Raw genomic sequence first — 17,960 nt, forward strand, 5'->3', positions numbered from 1 at the left:
GAGGTGCTCAATAGATTTATCATTATATCATTCACAATCGCCGTCGTGAAATGGGTTTAGGAACATTGAGAAATGTCTCCTTTATGAAGCGTGAAAATGGGTGCTCAATAGAGGAACAGCTGTTGGAACAAAATTCGATGCACTGAAAGGTTTTGACCTTTGCTGAAACAATCTACTCTTTGACGGGATATCCTTGACAGCTCGCAAGAAATTGGAGGCATTTGCCCATTATGGCGCCCTCACCCATTTCCACAAAAACCTGAATGCACGCGCTAATCTCTTTAAAATAGCCAACGACATTCAGTTTTTAGGCTCTCATCCACGTTCCGGCTTTAAGCGAACGGAACGGAGAGTTTATCCGTTTTACATGGCGCATAAGAAACCTCATGAGACTTGAGATTCTCGCACTTTACTCCTTCTGATTCTTCGTATTCCATTCAATCAATCAAAACTATTCGCTTAGATTATTATAAGCAAAAGTGGCATATAGATAAAAAAGAAATAAAGTCGCTCATCCCCTCGAGTGCTCAAAAGGCTACCGCAATACAAAGCTATGCAATATCAAAAACGAGCAACGAATATGACGGTACCAATATGCATTTTTACGATAAATTGAATATTTAAGTACATTGGTGTCAATCATAATGGATAATACATTTAACAACAAAAAGTGTTTTAATATATATAAAGTAATATTTTTTTAATAAATAGAAAGCTTGTTTACTATACTATAATTTTTTCTAAAACACAGAGAACACTGAAAGAGTATATAAAAATACTGAAAAATCAATATAAACGCGGGATAATAGCATGAAAACAAGTTTCAAGAACGCTTAAATATGGATAATTATAGAGTTTTTGAATGTTTTAGTTTTCATAATGATATTAAATATAGATTTTTTTAACCAATTCGTATATAATACGATTTGTATCTGAAATAAATTGGGGACGTTTTTATGAAAACAAAATGTTTAGTTGCACTATCTATTTTCACCTTCATTACCGCTTCAACAGCGCAAGCAGCAGATACAGTAATCTTTAAGCAATCAGAACCGAAGGTTTCATTGCAAGATGTTTCGTCATCACGTATTTCACCGGTTACTGTTTCTGCGCCTTTTTCTTGGTCTGGTTTTTATTTTGGAGGACAAATTGGATATTTTTCCAATAAAAATACTCTAAATTATGCACAAGAAGCTAGGGACGGAAAGTGGGCTTGGGTTGATAGAGATTTATCACCGAAACTATCAGGATTGAGAGCAGGTTTGTATGCAGGTTCTAATATTGATCTGGGAGATCTTGTTTTCAGTTTTGATACCGACATGGTCTGGTCTGGGAGGAAAAGCACCCAAACAGACAATGGAAAGAAAATTCTAGATGAATCAAACTCCATTAACATTGCCTTTAAAAAAGCTGGGATTCCTATCATAAAACCTGCAGCTCAGGGTGAAACGATATCCAACTATGGTGACATTGTTGTTAGCAGTGTAACATTGAAAGAAACGTGGTCTGGTGCCACGCGCGCGCGTATTGGTTTTGCTTCCCATCGTCTTATGCCTTATATTGCAGGGGGTATAGCCTATACACAGATGCAATATATCATGTCACTTTTATCAAAATCGCAAGAAGATTCGACAATTTTTGCTTCTGGCAATGTGTTAGATGAGACAAAAACAATGTTTGGTTACACTGTTGGTGGTGGTTTTGATCTTGCAATGACAGATAATATCATTATGCGTACAGAATATCGTTATTCAGATTTTTTTAAAAAGAAATTTGCAAACGATAACCTTAAAATCTCTTCTCAAACGCATGATGTTCGCTTTGGTATCGCTTATAAATTCTAAGTTTTGTAGAAAAATTGAACAATTAAAAAACCCTGTTAAAAACGGGGTTTTTTAATGCCCCTTTACCCCTAAAAAGACGTAGATTCTAAAAGCCTGTACTAAACTTTAAACAAATAGTCACGAAACAATAAAGCCTCTCCCTCTCTTAAAGCAAATTTCTATCCTCTCAGCCTTTCATGTAATGCATTTGGAATATAAGAGCTTTACCATCATACCACTAGGCGCCATCGTAAAATAAATGAGAGCCGCTATGTAAGAGATATTTCTTTAAAATAAATATGGATATTGTGCATCAATTGCAGTTTTATAAGATGATGTTGACTTGCCTCCCCGCTCTCAAAGGATAAAGATTCTAAAAATCCATTTTTAAACACCATGTCCGTTTATAAAAACACAAAAACTCTTGGGGGATATCGGGAGACTCTTGGGCGGGCTTCTTTGGGCTCCTCCGCATGGAATGCTCTTAAACCTACAGCAAGATAAACACATTTAAGAATATCCAACACACACCGAAAAAATACTGTAACGTTTCAAGGAAGTATGCCCTATATTACCACACTTCAAACGACAGTATTTTACCGCTATTGTATGCCAGAATGGAGAGAGGATATTGCGGTTCTCTGTTTATGTAATTTCTGTAACGGGAAGACAACTTCATTTAGGGAGCACATGAAGTTGTCAAGGTAAAAACCAATTTCCAATCTTACCATTTCCCTCTGCTTTACGACTTTCAAAAGCCTTTAAAGCACAATCTTTTAAGCCTCTGCTCCTGTCTTTTAAAGAGAGGAAATTACACATTGCCCCATGTTTTTGTTTCTCACATATCTTTTTTGGATCACACCCTTCATATCATACGGCAGCGCTTCAAACCAAACACACTCAAATTCAAGATACTTGGGTTGCCAATTCACATGCGTGTTTTAAAGAAACATCTCTCAAAACCCTCAAGCTCATTTTGCGACAACACCCACAGGAATATAAAATCTATAGAGCACCATCTCTACACTTCATAAAAATGCAAGCTGGCACCATCCATCATATACTTTACCTCCAATGATGCCCTTGAAACGGCATAAGAGGCATTTTTATTCATTTTTTGTAAAATTTCACTCCACGCGAGCTCATCTAGCTTGTAACGTACAAGCGACATGATTTTGGTTGATTTACTACAAACAGACTTGAAATGAAAGAATCCTAGGGTATTAGAGGTTTTTCATTCAACATGCCAAACATTGAACACGGTCTATAAATCCCACGTTTTATACCCCCCATGTTTTATAAAACAACGTGATGCGCCGTAACAGGATAAAGGAAAATATTTATGAAGTGGTGCGGGTGGTCGGACTCGAACCGACACTCCTCTCGGAACCAGATTTTGAGTCTGGCGCGTCTACCAGTTCCACCACACCCGCACACTGCTATAAAAGACAGGACTATAAAAGACAGACTTGTCGATTATTCCTTTGCACTATATGAAGAAGAACAGATTCGTCAACAGAAGACTTCTCATTTTTTAAGAATTCATATCATTTTCTTATCTATTTTATGGAATATTTTCTTTATTGGATTTCTCTACCGGATTTATAGCAATCTCATTTGTAAAGTCTTTACCTCTTAAACTTATAAAAGCCTCATGATATTAAACAAATTAAAGCTTTGGACGATTTCTTTAGCAAATCGGCGTACAGCACCACACTGGCTTGGTTTCATTGCCTTTATTGAAAGTTCTATTTTTCCAATTCCCATAGATGTTTTATATATTCCGATGCTGCTTATCCATCAAAAGCGGGTTTATCGTTATGCTTTGATTGCGACGATCTGTTCTGTATTAGGAGGCATTGCCGGTTGGTTTATCGGACATTTTGCCTATGATACCCTTGCCAAACCCATTTTAGAAATTTATGGTAAGGTTGAAAGTTTTGAATCTCTGAAAAATAGTACAACCCTGCAATTTCTCATCATTTTACTGATAACATCAGGTTTTTTTCATCTTCCCCCCATCAAGATTGTCACAATTTTGGCCGGTGTTATGAGTGTGCGTCTTGAATTTTTCATTCTTATTTGTATTTTTTCCAGAGGCGCTCGTTTTTATCTTCTTGCGTGGCTGATTAAACATTTTGGGCAAAAAGCAATGAATTTTCTAGTACAGCATTTTAAATGGATTGTTCTCATTGGTTGTGTTAGCCTCCTTTTAATTTATGGGATTTTCATAGCTTTTTTAAACAAGAAGCTTTTATAAGGAACAGACTTAATGGCATGCGTTTTGTCTTCTCATCCACTTTTACACAAGCACCTTCATGTTGAACCCAGCAGAAAAGAACAATGTTTATGGGCTTTTTTTCTCGCTTTTTGCTTATCCACTACAATAGGTCTCGCCCTTAGTTTTGAATATCTTGGCGGATATCTTCCTTGCGATTTATGTCTCATAGAGCGTTTTCCCTATTATGGTGCCATACCATTTTTGCTCTTAGCAGGTTTTGGGGCATGTTTTTTTCGCACAACGGCTTGGATACAACTTTTATTTTTGTGTGTTTTTGTCTTAATGTGCATCAGCCTTGTTTTAGCCGTTTATCATGCGGGTGTTGAATATGGCTTTTGGGAAGCTCCCCTCAGCTGTGGTTTAAGCGCAGTCAGAAAAACCTCAGACATTAACCAGCTTCTTAACCAATTAAATAGCATTCATCCCCCTTCTTGTTCTGAAGCATCCGTACGCTTTCTTTTTCTCTCATTTGCCGGTTGGAATGTCGTCTCAAGCCTATTTTTCTCCCTTATAAGCCTCTATATCGCTTCAAAAGGAATTCTTTCAGTCCATAAAAAACTCTAACCATAAAATAGAAACGAAACCGCGTGCACTCGTTCTCTCCAATAGCTTCCCCTCTAACCAACCAACCCTCCAGTCACCAATCCCCACCCAAAACCACCCACCGCCAAACCAACCCACCAACACCAACGAGTTACCAACATCCCTCCTCTAACGTTGTACTCAAAAGACAAAAATAAGCAGAGACATCCATTTTATGGTTTCATCTCTCTGTACTTATGGGCAACATTTTGATAAAAACTCGTGATAGAAAAGCCGTAAAATAATAAGTGAGGGGACCAATAAATATAAATGGTCTGCTATGGCTGAAGATAAGAACACAGCGCCTTCTACCCTATCACCTATTTCCTTAGATATAACCAAACTTGAAGAACCATGTGTTATGATGGAACATGATCATAATGCATGGCGTGAGCATATAAAAGAAAGGGATTTACATGCTCCTTACGAAAAACCACCTCATATAAAACCACGAATCAAATCGGCACCACGCATCAGGCAAGTTTTTTGGTGCGATTTTCCTCATGATTCAATACTCCCTGAATTTTGGAAAAAGCGGCCTGTTTTAGTGCTTTCTAAGAATGCAAAATTATATGGAAATGTGACAGTTTTGCCTTTTTCAACGAAATCACAACCCAATAATCCCGCTGCGTATCCAATACAATCTCCCATAGAGAATAAAAAAGCATGGATTATCTGCAATTATGTCACAACAGTTTCTGTAAGTCGTTTAAGTTGCTCACGTACCGTTCCAAGATTATCCTGCGAAGATTTTCATAAAGTTGTAGCTCTAATGCTCAAATATTTACCGCATTTACACTATTGACTTTTGAAAAAAATAAGCGTATATATACCGCCATACACGGCATCAGTAATGGTGGCCGCTTCCCCGCAAGGGGAGATAGGAACGAAGGAGTGGGAAACCGCTCCTTTCGTCATTTTTGGTATTTTTTTTGAGAACTTTTTAGCCATTTTTTGCAACCTTCCCTAAAACATATCCACATTCATTCTCCACCGTTGTTGTTTTGAAATATTTGCGATTTGGGGATAAGCAGAAGACAATATCCGTACTGTTGATCCGGTAAAGTTTCCCATGGAGATTACCGAGATGTTGTACATACTTATCATTTCATTGCACAAAAAATCGTGCTGGCGTTTCTTAAACTTTATATGATTTACCGCAATGGGAATATCTTTCCAAGATTGAAAAAAGCTTCGCTTTATATGACCACACCTCAAACGATAGTATTTTACGAGAGAACAAAGAAAATTCTCTAATAAACTAGAAATCACCCCCCAATCGATTTCTATCTCTTCACCAATAATAATTGTTTGTCGCCCTAACCACATTATTTCACCGGTCACATGACCTAACATAGCTTTTGCAGATAGATTTTCTTCCCCTTTTCCGAGAAACGATCTATGTTAAGCTATTTTGGGATTTACTGCTAAATTGCGTATGCTTGCGCTTTTAAAGCCTTTTTTCTCACCATATAAAAGGTAGATAAAAAAAATAATTTCGTTTATCAGCTTTATTTTAAAGACATACCTATTTTTTACAGGATACGTTCTCCTTTCTATCAGCCCTATCGCATTTAATACACTTGTCGTTTCTAAACATGAACAACCAAGCATCACAATGGAACAATAGACATCCATTGTAGCTTGTCATCAAGTTTTGTATATTTTGACACTAGGTTTTGTACCAATTAATTTTTTTTCAAAGAGTTTTTAAAAGGCTCTCAAAGGGGGGTCAAAGACCTCTCAAAGCCTTCTCTCATTTTTAGCATGAAAATGCACTTTTTTCTGATTTTCACTCTTTTTAGCTCTTTTTTACAATTTTAAATGTCAAAATCTATTTTGACAAAACGCGCATTGAATGCTAAATTTTATACATAAAAACAACAAATTACCACCTAATCCCACTGAGTATAAAGCCTAGTGTCAAACTACACCCATCACTTTCATTGGCACTTGCATTGACAAGAGATAAACAAGAGCATTGATCATCACACACGGAGCAAAAATCTATAGCGACTACGCCATAGACTTTCGCCACGCAAGGGTTATTCTTAGAGCATATTTATGATGAAATAATCATTTATGACATCCTTTTTGTTGTGCCAAAGAACAGGTTTTGCTAACTAGTTTTACTATTGTGCAAATTTTTCAAGAGAAATCCTCACTCGCTCATAGATGACAAGATTTCTTTATGGAGAGCGCACATGACGCTCAGCTTTGACCTTTTCCATAACAAGGGTAAATTCAAACTTTAACCAACACGACAATACACCTATTCTAAACGATTTACGCACCACCTCATCGGCAACAGGCTGCTCCAATATCGGTGCATTGACTTGAGAATTTTTTGCACTTCCGCGCACCGTAAAAAAAGAAAGTATTTTTATCATATTTAAATCCATTTCAGTTGATTTGGATTTTAAAAGTGCCCAAAAAAATCAAACAAAAATAGAGAGGTAAGTTACGAAAACTACAGGGTAAATTTTACTGCCCCCAAATATCTATTTTTCCCCCTCTGAATAGTCATTGAAACAGTATAAAAATTATTTTCATTGAAAAACAATTACTTATAATCTAGGGGAAGAAAGGTAAAAACTTCTCCCAGAAAAGGAGATTATCTTCAAAATTATCAAAAAAAACAGCACAATTTTAGTGATCTTTTTATTTTTTTTCTTTTGATAAAATTAATTGGCAGGTGTCTTAGGCGCCCCTCCGGTAGGTTCCCAATTGGCAATACTTGCAAGCTGCTCAATAACATCCTCTTTTAACTTACCATTTTTCTTATTGCGTAAATCATATTGATCAGCATTCTGTTGCAGCCACTTTATAAGCGTTCCTTTAACAGTTTTACCACCCTCAGCCTCACTCACCGCTTCCCATGCCGCAACAATAGCAGCAAGCTTTGGGGCATAGCGTGGATGCGTTGGATCTTGAAACGTATAATATTTTTGATCCTTAACGTCACGAGAATCATCCTCAGGGAAAAAAAATGGAGGGTACAGACCACGCGATGAAAGCCATTCTTTTAAATCATCAACGCGAACATATGAGGAATCTGCATCTATAAAATCCGAAAAATTATAGTACGACCATTCTATCTCTAATCGATTGCTTTTTCCCGCTTGAACGATAGCATGATAGGCTGCACGGAAATTAGCAGTTTTCTCTGATGATACGGAAAGGTTATCTTCGTAAATATCACTTTTTTCTGGTTCTAATTTGTTGACAAACAAATACTTTCCTGGATTTAATCCAACTATTAAAAGCGCTGCCTGCAGTATTGTTAGTTTTTCAGAAAGCCGCCAAAATTTCAAACCATCACTATTTTCCATATATGCTCCCTTTTTTCTGCACAATTTCGCTCTTTTTTAAAAACATCAAAAACGTTTGTTAACGCGTAGAGATTATGCACTTCTCACATTTCAACTCATCCCATACTTTAAATAAAACACAGCACCCACACCCCTCCTTGTGATACACAAGCAAATGATTTGAATTGCTTCAATATAAGAAGTTTTGAAGTGAGAGAATCTTACTGAATTTTGGGCTTTCATACAAGATATCAGGCCAGTTACAAGGCGATAAATGCCCCTTCATAAAGTATCAATTTTTATGCGTGATCAAACAATTTGATATGATAATATCTCTTTCATTTATGCACTCCCACCCTTAAACCTGCCCCTGCAATTACAGCACAAAAGATAATTCGTTACATCAAATCCACCTCTAAATGCAAAAGCTGTAACAACGCTCAATGCGCGTAAATATCATAAGAATACTGTCTTACACCTCCACAAGCGGGATGCGTGACGTCAAACTGTACAATAAAATGCCATACCTATAATGAACCGAGCTAAAAGCTGTCGCAACACTGGGAGCTAAGGTGTATGACGATGCCGGCTTGCTCTTTATGAAGTAACAAGCCAGCACTATCTATTTGCCAGCCCCCAATATTGCGACAGCCCTTGGCTCTTAAGACGGTTCATAAGAGCCATTTTTAGTTCTTTCTTCTATAGTTTTTACCCACACGCCAACCCCGCTTGTAGTGTGCAAGCAAGTGATTTTGATTGATTCAAGATAAACAGATTTGAAATGAGAGAATCCCACGTTATTCGGGAGGCTAATTCAATATGAATAACGCTAGATTATCATTATAAATCAATATCTTTTATGCAGCGTAAAGATGGAAAGACTCAATGGAGTTTATATTATTTAGTGTATATTATTATATGAAGGCTTTACTGTTTTACTCTTTTATACTCTTCACGGACGCCCTCATGAAAGAGACTTTTTTCAAGGAACAAAAGTCTCTTTTAAAGAATTATTTCAAATTCCAAAGATTATTATCGTCTTTTGAATCCGTCAAATGAATGATCGTGCCCGCTTATTTCCATATATTCAAAATACATTAGAATGCTCCATTGAAAACGTCCCTTTAGCATAATAAAGCATATTTTCTCTCAATGCTTTCACGCCCCCCTCTCGACCCCACTTAATAAATCTCCCACTTAATAAATCTTCCTGTACTTGAATTTATTTGCCAGCTTTACTTTCATAGCACCCCAGCATTTTTTTACTGCAACCTTTTTGCAATTTTTCAGTTTTGAACTTTTAGATTGACTTTCGGTTTATTTTTCTTATGTTTTAGAATTATTCTAAAGTGCAGAGGAACAGAAAATGTTGAGATCGTTTTTTTCATTTGTACAACGTAAAGCTCTGTCCTTTCGTTCAGCACAAACAATGATGCTTCGCGCACTCAAAATAAAAGAGCAACATGCGGCGCTCTATTTAAAATATGCAAAAGCTCTAGAACCTTATTCCTCTAGGGAAGCCGCGGTTTTTACCGCCATGGGGCTTCAAGAGCTTAAAAATTATAAGCAACTTTTGTGCCTTTCTTGCCATAATCGTGCAAACACTATCGGTTCATTATGTGACAAAACTTCTCTTGTGAAAGGCAAGAGCCGCCATCCCTCCCAAAAAACAACAGCGGCAAATCACACCATAAAAAAACCTTCGAAAACGCAAAGACAAACACTTTTGACTTGGATTCAACCAGGTCTAGCAGGGTTAATGGATGGCTCTGTTTCCACCCTTGCCCCCATTTTTGCCGCAGCTTTTGCCACGGGAGACACGCATCAAACTTTTTTGATAGGACTCTCAGCTTCAATTGGTGCAGGACTTTCGATGGGTTTCACAGAAGCAGCCCATGATGACGGCAAATTATCAGGACGTGGTTCGCCATTAAAAAGAGGCCTTGCCAGCGGCATTATGACCACATTAGGAGGATTAGGCCATACGCTTCCCTATTTAATCAACTCTTTTTATGTAGCGACAATTATTGCTTTTATCATTGTTTTTTTCGAACTCGGCGCCATCGTCTGGATTCAGAACAAATTCATGTCAACTCCCTTTTGGCGCGCTTCTTTACAGGTCATCATTGGAGGTGCCTTGGTTTTTGCCACGGGTATACTTATCGGTAGTATCTAAAAAAATCTTATCCACAACCCATGATTTAGATCTCTAACGTGTCATTCCTTTTAGTGACAACACATTGATTTATAGAACTCTTAATCTTTGTCTCAAACATACGGCTGCCTTAGAGTTGGATGTTGATTTACAGGCAACAACAAAAGCACGCGTTCTTTTAGGCAAACAACGCCATAAAACGCAAAACTTTCCAGCAATAGGTTGAAGAGATATACCAGCACCATCACACACTTTGCTAACCCTGAATATTACGGACAAAAGCTTTTGACCCTTGAGACGATTCATGAGAAGCACTTTTAGTCCTTATCTCATATAAATTCACTCCACACAGGCTCTCTCGGCGTGTAACGCGCAAGCGACATGGTTCTGATTGCTTCAAAAAAGAGAAAAATTTATACCATTAGGGACTCTCATTCAACATACAAAAATAGTGAATTATCATTATTAATCAATATATTAGCATTCTTGGGAATTCTATTGATAGTATTTTTGGATAATGCTGTAGAGTATTCTGGATTAGCAAGAGATGATAACCAAGCTCTGGGGACAACCTCCATAAACAAACCTTCATCGACTTGTTTTATGGGTATCTTTTGTTAAAGTATCATTTTCTTCTAGACCTCATATTTTGGAAATGCCTTGATCATGCCGCACACTAAAACCAACGCACCTCTCAACAACCAAGAAAATCCTGTTTCTTCTCAACCTTCACACCCTGTAACTTTATTCGTTGAACGTCTTGCACATGGACAAGATTTAGAACTTCCTCATTATGCGACAGCGGGTTCTGCTGGCCTTGATCTACGCGCCGCCATTGGAGAAGAAGAAACGCTCACTCTTGCACCTGGGCAGCGTGCTCTTATTCCAACAGGTCTCATTTTTCATTTATCCCTTGGGTTTGAAGCACAAATACGTCCACGCTCTGGCTTAGCCTTAAAACACGGCATCACATGCCTCAACACTCCAGGAACGATTGATAGTGACTACCGTGGTGAAGTCAAAGTTCTTCTTATCAATTTGGGCCAAGAAGACTTTTCTATCCAACGGGGAATGCGCATTGCGCAAACAGTCATCTCACCGGTTATTCAAGTCAATGTTTGCGCCATTGAACCAGAGCAAAATACCCAAAGCCATAACGAGAGCCGTGGAACAGGAGGTTTTGGTTCAACGGGACACACTTAAGAGGCTCTGAAAGATCGCTACTCTCAAAATAACACCTACCCAACCACTCTTTCACTGGAAATTCTTTGGGCTTTTAAAGTGCAGAGGGAATGCGCATTTGCTTTCAAAGTTTTTTCACTAAACGCACCTCTAAATAAGTATCCTTACTCTTCTCCAGTCTCTTCTCAACCTTCACATGCCCAGACTTTATTTGTTCAGCGTCTTGCACATGGACAAGGTTTAGAACTTCCTTGCTACGCGACAGCGGGTTCTGCTGGCCTTGATCTACGCGCCGCCATTGGAGAAGAAGAAACGCTTGTTCTTAGCCCTGGGCAGCGTGCTCTTATTCCAACAGGTCTCATTTTTCATTTATCCCTTGGGTTTGAAGCACAAATACGTCCACGCTCTGGCTTAGCCTTAAAACACGGCATCACATGCCTCAACACTCCAGGAACGATTGATAGTGACTACCGTGGTGAAGTCAAAGTTCTTCTTATCAATTTGGGCCAAGAAGACTTTTCTATCCAACGGGGAATGCGCATTGCGCAAACAGTCATCTCACCGGTTATTCAAGTCAATGTTTGCGCCATTGAACCAGAGCAAAATACCCAAAGCCATAACGAGAGCCGTGGAACAGGAGGTTTTGGTTCAACGGGACACACTTAAGAGGCTCTGAAAGATCGCTACTCTCAAAATAACACCTACCCAACCACTCTTTCACTGGAAATTCTTTGGGCTTTTAAAGTGCAGAGGGAATGCGCATTTGCTTTCAAAGTTTTTTCACTAAACGCACCTCTAAATAAGTATCTCTCAATTACGTCTCGTACGCTATACAAAACTTCATTATCACCCGATACCCCTCCCCCATAACAAAAACATTGGCACTAACCATTGAGAGTTCACACACCACTGGTAATGTCAACAATCTATACATCATATTGATTTATAATAATAATGAATTGTCTTGCAACTTAAATAAGAAATCTCAATATTGTAAGATTGTTTCATGGCAAGCCTATTTATATTAAATCAATCAAAAGCATGTTTCTCACGTTCCAAACGTGGCTAGCATGCAGATAACAACTGGAAAAATGCCTACAATGAATACTTATACTAAACACTGTCGCAACATTGGGAAAAAAATATAAATACGATAATGGTGCTCGCTTACTCTTTTGTTAAGCATAAAGATGGTGATGTTTGATAGATTTTTTATTATTTTACAGGAGGCTTGACCGTTATACCATTTATAAACACCGCCGCAAAAAGAGCTTTAAGATTATTAAGACACACAACTATCGCCTCTGCTGTTTTCTTGATTATACCTTTTGCGGCAAGATGAGTAGAGTTTAATCCTAAAAAAACCGATTCAATATATGAACCCCCTGCGTAATATCAAACCCATACGTATTTGGTTTAACAAAACCACGACAAAACCCTCATCAATTTCACTCTATGGCTTTGAATAATATTCTTTTCTTCCCGCAACAAAGGCTGTTTTTATCACTAATCAGAGACATCGGCTGGAATATTAGCGTTTCCCGCAGTGCCCGTTGTTACGGTATCCACATGCCCTACAACGTTACCACCCGCTCCATCGACAGCAGCGTCCTCTACCCCTGTTGTTTTATTATTGATCTCACCTTTTGAGACAAGATTGGTAGAGTTTTGCAATCCTACAAGACCAATTTTATTATATCCAGCCATACGTATTTGATTGAGTAAATCGATGACAGTACCATAATCAATTTCGCTATCCGCTTTGATTAAAATTTTTGCCTCTAAATTTTGCGTAGTTTCCCTCAACAAAGCTTCTCTCAAAGCTGCTTGTTCTACAAGATGATCACCAATGTAAAGAGAACGATCTTTTTGCAACGTAACATAAAGAGGTTCATCAGACTGAACCACTGAAGGTGCTTGAGTTATAGAAGGAAGCTGAACGGAAATGACAGACGTTGCCAAAGGCGCTGCAACCATAAAAACAATAAGCAACACCAATACAACATCAATAAAAGGGGTCACATTGATTTCGCTTTGCAACCCACTCTCGTCTATATCCCAATCATTATTAAGGCTTGCTTTCATTTTTTATGACTTTTCTGTTGTCTTTGTCTATCAAGTTCACGGCTCAAGAGCCTTTCAAGAGCAGCAGCGATATCGCCTAAATCACTGCGATAACCACTCAAAGCACGCATAAGGCTATTATACATAACAACGGCGGGAATAGCTACAAAAAGCCCAACAGCCGTTGCGAATAAGGCTTCAGCAATTCCAGGCGCCACCACATCAAGTCGCGTTGTTTGAGACTGAGCAATCCCAATAAAAGAATTCATAATTCCCCAAACAGTTGCAAAAAGACCAACAAAAGGAGCAATTGCGCCAATAGTTGCAAGAACAGCGCTTCCACATGCAACACGGCGTGTAGCAGCCAGCAAGCAGCGTGACAAAAGTGAATGAACCCTTTCTTTTAAACCTTCATGAACATCACGAGCCTTAGCATCGCGAACATCGCGGGAAACATCTTCATATTGATTGCTCTCCTCATAAAAGAGAATATCTTCAATCGTTTGTGCACTTTCCCCTGTACTGTTTTTTTCACCAGAGCTTTCGTTTATCCCTTCAGGAGCAGAAAAATGAACCTGTTGTGCAGAAAGATACACCTCTTTAAGAACTTCTTTGAGAAAAAACACACCAGCTCCTTTACTTTCTTTCAAGCTAGCTGCCAAACGCGTAAGAGTCTGAGCATTTAGAACCAATTGAAGTTCATGACGTACTCTTCGTTTTACCAAAGTGATCTCAACAATTTTCACAAAAGCAATTGTCCAAGACATAAGTGAAGCAAGTAACAAAATAATGATAACGGCTTTCACCACCCAATCAGCAGCCATAAACATAGAAAAAGGAGAAAAATCATGCACTATCAATACAGAAGACATATTATCTAAAGGGACTGTTTTATCTAAAGGGACTGTTTCAGATTCCATTTTTATCTCACATTCTTGTGCTCTTATCTTTATTTATGAGCTGGATCGTCACCCCGCATAGCATCACTGTTCCACAATGCCACGACCCTTTTAACGTCACTTTTGTATTTCTCTTAAAAAATAAAACTTGATAAATCAAGTATAGTTTTATTTCATAAGCTCTCTCTTAATTCTAAAGAAATTACTCAAGAAATTTTTCTCTAACAATTCAACAAGTTTATCTTACCCAATCAATTTATTGCATAAATTAGGCAAAATGATAAATTTACAAGAAGTATCGCATATAATATTTTAATTTATAAGAATAATTTATCATCGTTCCTGTTAAATAAATCTCTCATATCGCAAAGCTTTTCTCATTTCAGCAGCTCTTTTAAAGCCAACAAAATATTTGCTTACATGAAACAAGCAGCAAAAATATCATAAAACTCTTGAAGAAAAGGATATGCACATCTCTAACAACCCGCGCACTGAAGTCCCTCTCCTATCCTAAAATAAAAATATACCTTACGTTTAAAAAAAGAACTATCGCAATATCTTAAACTGACCAAAAGTATCATGGGGAGCAAGTGTTGCCCCCAAATACATAGAGAGCAAAAAGCCGCAATATTATTTTCTTTTTCTTCTTCAAAAGCATAAAAATGACATTACTTCTGCCGCAAAATCGCAACAACGATGTTTTTTACCTGTCACAAGCTTAAAAAATAAACCTCAACACGCTTTTTAAAAAACTATTATAAAAAAAACTGCGCCACGAGAAACTGAAGAATGGTGCTAAATTCCTGCAAAAGCATAAAAGCATATAAGACAATTCTCAACAAATACGCCCCCTTTACAGACAAAGCATATCGTATAGGAAAGATTTATTTTATCAAAAACAGTTTTAAATTCGACAAAATGAAAGGAACCAAAAAAAGCTTTTGGCGTTACTCAAGCAGTGAAAATTTTCACTCCAATGCAAATGATCACTATGAACACATCAATACAAATATAATGAATCAAGAGGGATAAAATATCATGGCCCATAATAAAACAACACAGCACGATAAAACAGCCGTAGAAAAAGACCTACAAGGACAATTAGAAAAGTTACGCACTGAAATTTCAGGGATTACCTCAACCCTAACAGATCTTGGTGCAAACAAATTCAACGCCGCCAAAGACAAAGCGGAAAAACTATATCACTCAGCGAAAGAAAGTGGTGAAGACATGATGTCTCAAGCAAAAGACAAAATCAGTGATCTTGAACAAACCATGAATCAATGCGTTCGCAAAAATCCTGGCAAAAGCGTTTTGTTTGCCGCAGGGGTTGGTTTTATTCTTTCTCAATTACTACGTCGTTAAGCAATGCACAAGTTTATCGCTCCTCTTTTAAACCATCTTGTCGGTGGAGGGCTTAAAAGCACAGTCAAGCAAGTACGCCTTCAAGCAATTTTTTATGGGTTTATTGGCATTTCATTCTTCATGTCTTTGTTTTTTTTATGTACCATCGGTTTTATTGCGTTATGTTCTGTTATGAAGCCTCTTGCTGCCGCTAGTATCATGTTTTTAATTTGTCTTTCTCTTGCGGGATTAGGTCTTATTATCAGTCGCGTTCTCAAAACTTATCAACGCTATGACCAACAAAAAAAGACAGAAGAACAACGCCACAAACTGATGACAGATGCAACTGTTTCCAGCCTTGCAGCTCTCAGTCAACATCTCCCTTTTGCCAAATTGAGTGTTCCCATTCTCGGACTTGCAACTTATTTTTTGTGGAAAAAAGATAAAAAAGACCGCTTTTCCGAGTAAAATATGTAAAACTGTCACTCTAAATCCCCCCCTCAATGTGCTTTCTTTTATAACAAAAGAAAGCACATTTTTTTCCTCATAGTCTCTTTAGCTTCTTCAAGTGCCTGAAAAGAAATCCCCTTCATTTTGAATAAAAATTCCATAGAACCGCTTCCCTTTCAGATGTCCCCATTTTTCATAAACATGGCAACATGAGGCAAAGCTTGCATTAAAAGTTCTGGTTTGATTTGAAGCAATTGGTTGCTTTTTGAAGGCAAGGTATTTTCAGTTTTACCTTTTCTCTATTTTTTCATAAGCCTTTTTTCATGACCATAGGTCACATCAGTAGTTTGCGTGTGTTCAGATTTTACTGAACACTCATTTTTGTTACAATGACTATTTTGTTTAGGGGAAAAAACACGCTCCCACATAGTGCTGTAGTAAGCAACCTATCAAAAAGCAAGCTTTAAACCCAACAAATTTCCATAACGAGCGTTGTCCACCAAGGACCGTGTGGATTATAATTAACTTTTTTCTGATAAGATTCGCAGTAGAGTATTGTCTTCATTAAAATTAAATAGCGCTTAAGAGGACGCTTTTTCAATAATGGTCAATGGGATTATAGCTTCCATGATCTCTTCGCCAATCTTCAGGTGTTTCAAATTTGCTTGACCACAAGCCTCTTTTTGCTTTTTGAGCCGCAGATTGTAAGTTTTTATAGTCTGCGGGTGATGGGAAATTATGCTGATCTTTTGTCAAAACCATCAACCCTTCTGTCAGCCCCAACTGTGCAAGATCAACCCCATCCACAAAACATTGTGCATAATGAACCTGTTGAATGACACGTGCTTGGCGACACGTAACATTTTTATCAATTGTTTTTGAGACAAGCCACGCGGTGACGAAAGCACCACATGGCCACTTAATTCCATTGCGTGAGGCAAACTGTCGTGTTTCACAGGATTCCACACCATATAGTCGAATATTGCGGACGATCTTTTTTCTCCATCCCTCATCTACGAGCGTGATCATTTTAAAGGTAACACCACTCGTTACCTGTATAGCACCGGAATAGACTGGTACATTTTCTTCATAAAATTGTGATGCGAATGGTTCTGGGTGCAAAGCCGCATCTTGTTGGTTTACATCGTGTTGGTTTTTGTAATCGGTCAATTTTAACTTTGGATTTTGAACGGGGGTTTCTATTGTTTTTTCTGGTCCTTTAAAAAAAGAAGATTGCATAAATTTTTCAGTATGCTGATTCAAATAAAAGATTACAGCAAAAATAATAATAGACGTTAAGATAAGATATTTAAGCACTGATCGAAAACATTTTGAAAGTATCATTTTGAATATTACTATATTTTATTGTTCATTAACTGAGAAAAGATTAAATATTGTTAATTTATAGATAGAAAAATTTATTTTTTTCATTTATATGATTCCCGATTAATATTTTAATTATTAATTTTATGATTAACTTAAACATAAAGCGGGGGAATTTTCATGAAAAACATGAATTATTCGTTCAGTCGTGAACAAACCTTAGAAAAAGGTCTTTTATCCAATACACAAAAGAAATGGTTAACAACAGCATTGATGCTGTTTATTGCCTTCATTGTACTGAGTGAACCAGCATTTGCTGATGGCGGCTTCGGAAAAGTTGAAACTGCTCTTCAAAAAATAATTGAAGCTTTAACAGGAAACATTGCAAGATCGATTGCAACGATTGCGGTTGCTGGTATTGGGCTTGCCTGGATTGCTGGTTATGTTGAAATGCGTAAAGCTTTTTTTGTTTGTGTTGGCATCGGCATTGTTATGGGTGCATCGCAAATCGTATCAATGCTTTCCTAATTAAACTTTGCCTTTCAA

At 37.6% G+C, this 17,960-nt stretch carries 16 protein-coding genes, 1 tRNA gene and 2 pseudogenes; 12 read left to right on the top strand and 7 right to left on the bottom strand.

The genetic code is table 11. From position 1 onward, the window contains the following. Positions 1 to 112: 112 nt before the first annotated feature. Positions 113 to 331, top strand: a pseudogene (locus ACFIM8_RS02915) (lyase family protein); the annotation flags it as partial. Between the two features lie 625 nt (positions 332 to 956). After that, positions 957 to 1,844 (top strand): outer membrane protein, encoded by an 888-nt coding sequence (locus ACFIM8_RS02920; RefSeq protein WP_375606495.1) that lies wholly within the window; start codon positions 957 to 959, stop codon positions 1,842 to 1,844. Positions 1,845 to 3,171: 1,327 nt separating this feature from the next. Here the strand turns inward: ACFIM8_RS02920 and ACFIM8_RS02925 are convergent. After that, positions 3,172 to 3,256: transfer RNA gene (locus ACFIM8_RS02925), tRNA-Leu, on the bottom strand. Between the two features lie 221 nt (positions 3,257 to 3,477). On the opposite strand from ACFIM8_RS02925, the gene ACFIM8_RS02930 reads away from it, so the two are divergent. The 3 genes from ACFIM8_RS02930 to ACFIM8_RS02940 all read left to right on the top strand — a co-directional run bounded on the left by ACFIM8_RS02930 (position 3,478) and on the right by ACFIM8_RS02940 (position 5,491). Further along, on the top strand, positions 3,478 to 4,083 hold the full coding sequence (locus ACFIM8_RS02930; RefSeq protein ID WP_375606496.1) for a YqaA family protein: 606 nt from the start codon (positions 3,478 to 3,480) through the stop codon (positions 4,081 to 4,083). A gap of 12 nt (positions 4,084 to 4,095) precedes the next feature. Continuing rightward, entirely contained in the window at positions 4,096 to 4,668 is a 573-nt protein-coding gene (locus tag ACFIM8_RS02935; protein WP_375614478.1) for a disulfide bond formation protein B, read from the top strand. A gap of 298 nt (positions 4,669 to 4,966) precedes the next feature. Next, the gene (locus tag ACFIM8_RS02940; RefSeq protein WP_375614479.1) at positions 4,967 to 5,491 is read left to right on the top strand and encodes a type II toxin-antitoxin system PemK/MazF family toxin; all 525 of its coding nucleotides are present in this window, start codon (positions 4,967 to 4,969) and stop codon (positions 5,489 to 5,491) included. A 161-nt stretch (positions 5,492 to 5,652) separates the two neighbouring features. On the opposite strand, the gene ACFIM8_RS02945 is transcribed toward ACFIM8_RS02940, so the two are convergent. From ACFIM8_RS02945 to ACFIM8_RS02955, 3 genes are all read right to left on the bottom strand, one after another. Beyond that, positions 5,653 to 6,042 carry a hypothetical protein gene (locus ACFIM8_RS02945; RefSeq protein WP_375614480.1) on the bottom strand — a complete coding sequence of 130 codons (390 nt, stop codon included), beginning with the start codon at positions 6,040 to 6,042 and terminating at the stop codon, positions 5,653 to 5,655. Between the two features lie 833 nt (positions 6,043 to 6,875). Then, positions 6,876 to 7,076, bottom strand: a complete 201-nt coding sequence (locus ACFIM8_RS02950; RefSeq protein ID WP_375614481.1) for a hypothetical protein — start codon at positions 7,074 to 7,076, stop codon at positions 6,876 to 6,878. A gap of 294 nt (positions 7,077 to 7,370) precedes the next feature. Beyond that, positions 7,371 to 8,018 (bottom strand): hypothetical protein, encoded by a 648-nt coding sequence (locus ACFIM8_RS02955; protein WP_375614482.1) that lies wholly within the window; start codon positions 8,016 to 8,018, stop codon positions 7,371 to 7,373. Positions 8,019 to 9,363: 1,345 nt separating this feature from the next. On the opposite strand from ACFIM8_RS02955, the gene ACFIM8_RS02960 reads away from it, so the two are divergent. The 4 genes and pseudogenes from ACFIM8_RS02960 to dut (ACFIM8_RS02975) all read left to right on the top strand — a co-directional run bounded on the left by ACFIM8_RS02960 (position 9,364) and on the right by dut (ACFIM8_RS02975) (position 12,000). Continuing rightward, on the top strand, positions 9,364 to 10,173 hold the full coding sequence (locus ACFIM8_RS02960; RefSeq protein ID WP_375614483.1) for a VIT1/CCC1 transporter family protein: 810 nt from the start codon (positions 9,364 to 9,366) through the stop codon (positions 10,171 to 10,173). A 79-nt stretch (positions 10,174 to 10,252) separates the two neighbouring features. Next, positions 10,253 to 10,372: pseudogene (locus tag ACFIM8_RS02965) on the top strand (integrase); the annotation flags it as partial. Between the two features lie 446 nt (positions 10,373 to 10,818). Then, entirely contained in the window at positions 10,819 to 11,355 is a 537-nt protein-coding gene (gene dut / locus ACFIM8_RS02970; RefSeq protein ID WP_375614484.1) for a dUTP diphosphatase, read from the top strand. A 78-nt stretch (positions 11,356 to 11,433) separates the two neighbouring features. Beyond that, positions 11,434 to 12,000, top strand: coding sequence for a dUTP diphosphatase (gene dut, locus ACFIM8_RS02975; RefSeq protein ID WP_375614485.1), 567 nt, complete (start codon positions 11,434 to 11,436; stop codon positions 11,998 to 12,000). Positions 12,001 to 12,840: 840 nt separating this feature from the next. On the opposite strand, the gene ACFIM8_RS02980 is transcribed toward dut (ACFIM8_RS02975), so the two are convergent. Together ACFIM8_RS02980 and ACFIM8_RS02985 are read right to left on the bottom strand one after the other, a co-directional pair. After that, positions 12,841 to 13,419, bottom strand: a complete 579-nt coding sequence (locus ACFIM8_RS02980) for a biopolymer transporter ExbD (protein ID WP_375606505.1) — start codon at positions 13,417 to 13,419, stop codon at positions 12,841 to 12,843. Continuing rightward, positions 13,416 to 14,318 carry a MotA/TolQ/ExbB proton channel family protein gene (locus tag ACFIM8_RS02985; protein ID WP_375614486.1) on the bottom strand — a complete coding sequence of 301 codons (903 nt, stop codon included), beginning with the start codon at positions 14,316 to 14,318 and terminating at the stop codon, positions 13,416 to 13,418. The genes ACFIM8_RS02980 and ACFIM8_RS02985 overlap by 4 nt, the downstream gene beginning before the upstream one ends. A 1,017-nt stretch (positions 14,319 to 15,335) precedes the next feature. Here ACFIM8_RS02985 and ACFIM8_RS02990 point away from each other — a divergent pair. Together ACFIM8_RS02990 and ACFIM8_RS02995 are read left to right on the top strand one after the other, a co-directional pair. Then, the gene (locus ACFIM8_RS02990) at positions 15,336 to 15,662 is read left to right on the top strand and encodes a YqjD family protein (RefSeq protein ID WP_375606507.1); all 327 of its coding nucleotides are present in this window, start codon (positions 15,336 to 15,338) and stop codon (positions 15,660 to 15,662) included. Positions 15,663 to 15,665: 3 nt separating this feature from the next. Then, a complete protein-coding gene (locus ACFIM8_RS02995) occupies positions 15,666 to 16,109 on the top strand; it encodes a hypothetical protein (protein WP_375606508.1) in 444 nt (147 codons plus the stop codon). Between the two features lie 579 nt (positions 16,110 to 16,688). Here the strand turns inward: ACFIM8_RS02995 and ACFIM8_RS03000 are convergent. Then, positions 16,689 to 17,435 carry a nuclease gene (locus ACFIM8_RS03000; protein WP_375614487.1) on the bottom strand — a complete coding sequence of 249 codons (747 nt, stop codon included), beginning with the start codon at positions 17,433 to 17,435 and terminating at the stop codon, positions 16,689 to 16,691. Positions 17,436 to 17,594: 159 nt separating this feature from the next. On the opposite strand from ACFIM8_RS03000, the gene ACFIM8_RS03005 reads away from it, so the two are divergent. Then, positions 17,595 to 17,942, top strand: coding sequence for a TrbC/VirB2 family protein (locus ACFIM8_RS03005; protein WP_375606510.1), 348 nt, complete (start codon positions 17,595 to 17,597; stop codon positions 17,940 to 17,942). Positions 17,943 to 17,960: the final 18 nt, after the last annotated feature.

The sequence above is a fragment of the Bartonella sp. AC535YNZD genome (assembly GCF_042196625.1).
Lineage (GTDB): Bacteria > Pseudomonadota > Alphaproteobacteria > Rhizobiales > Rhizobiaceae > Bartonella.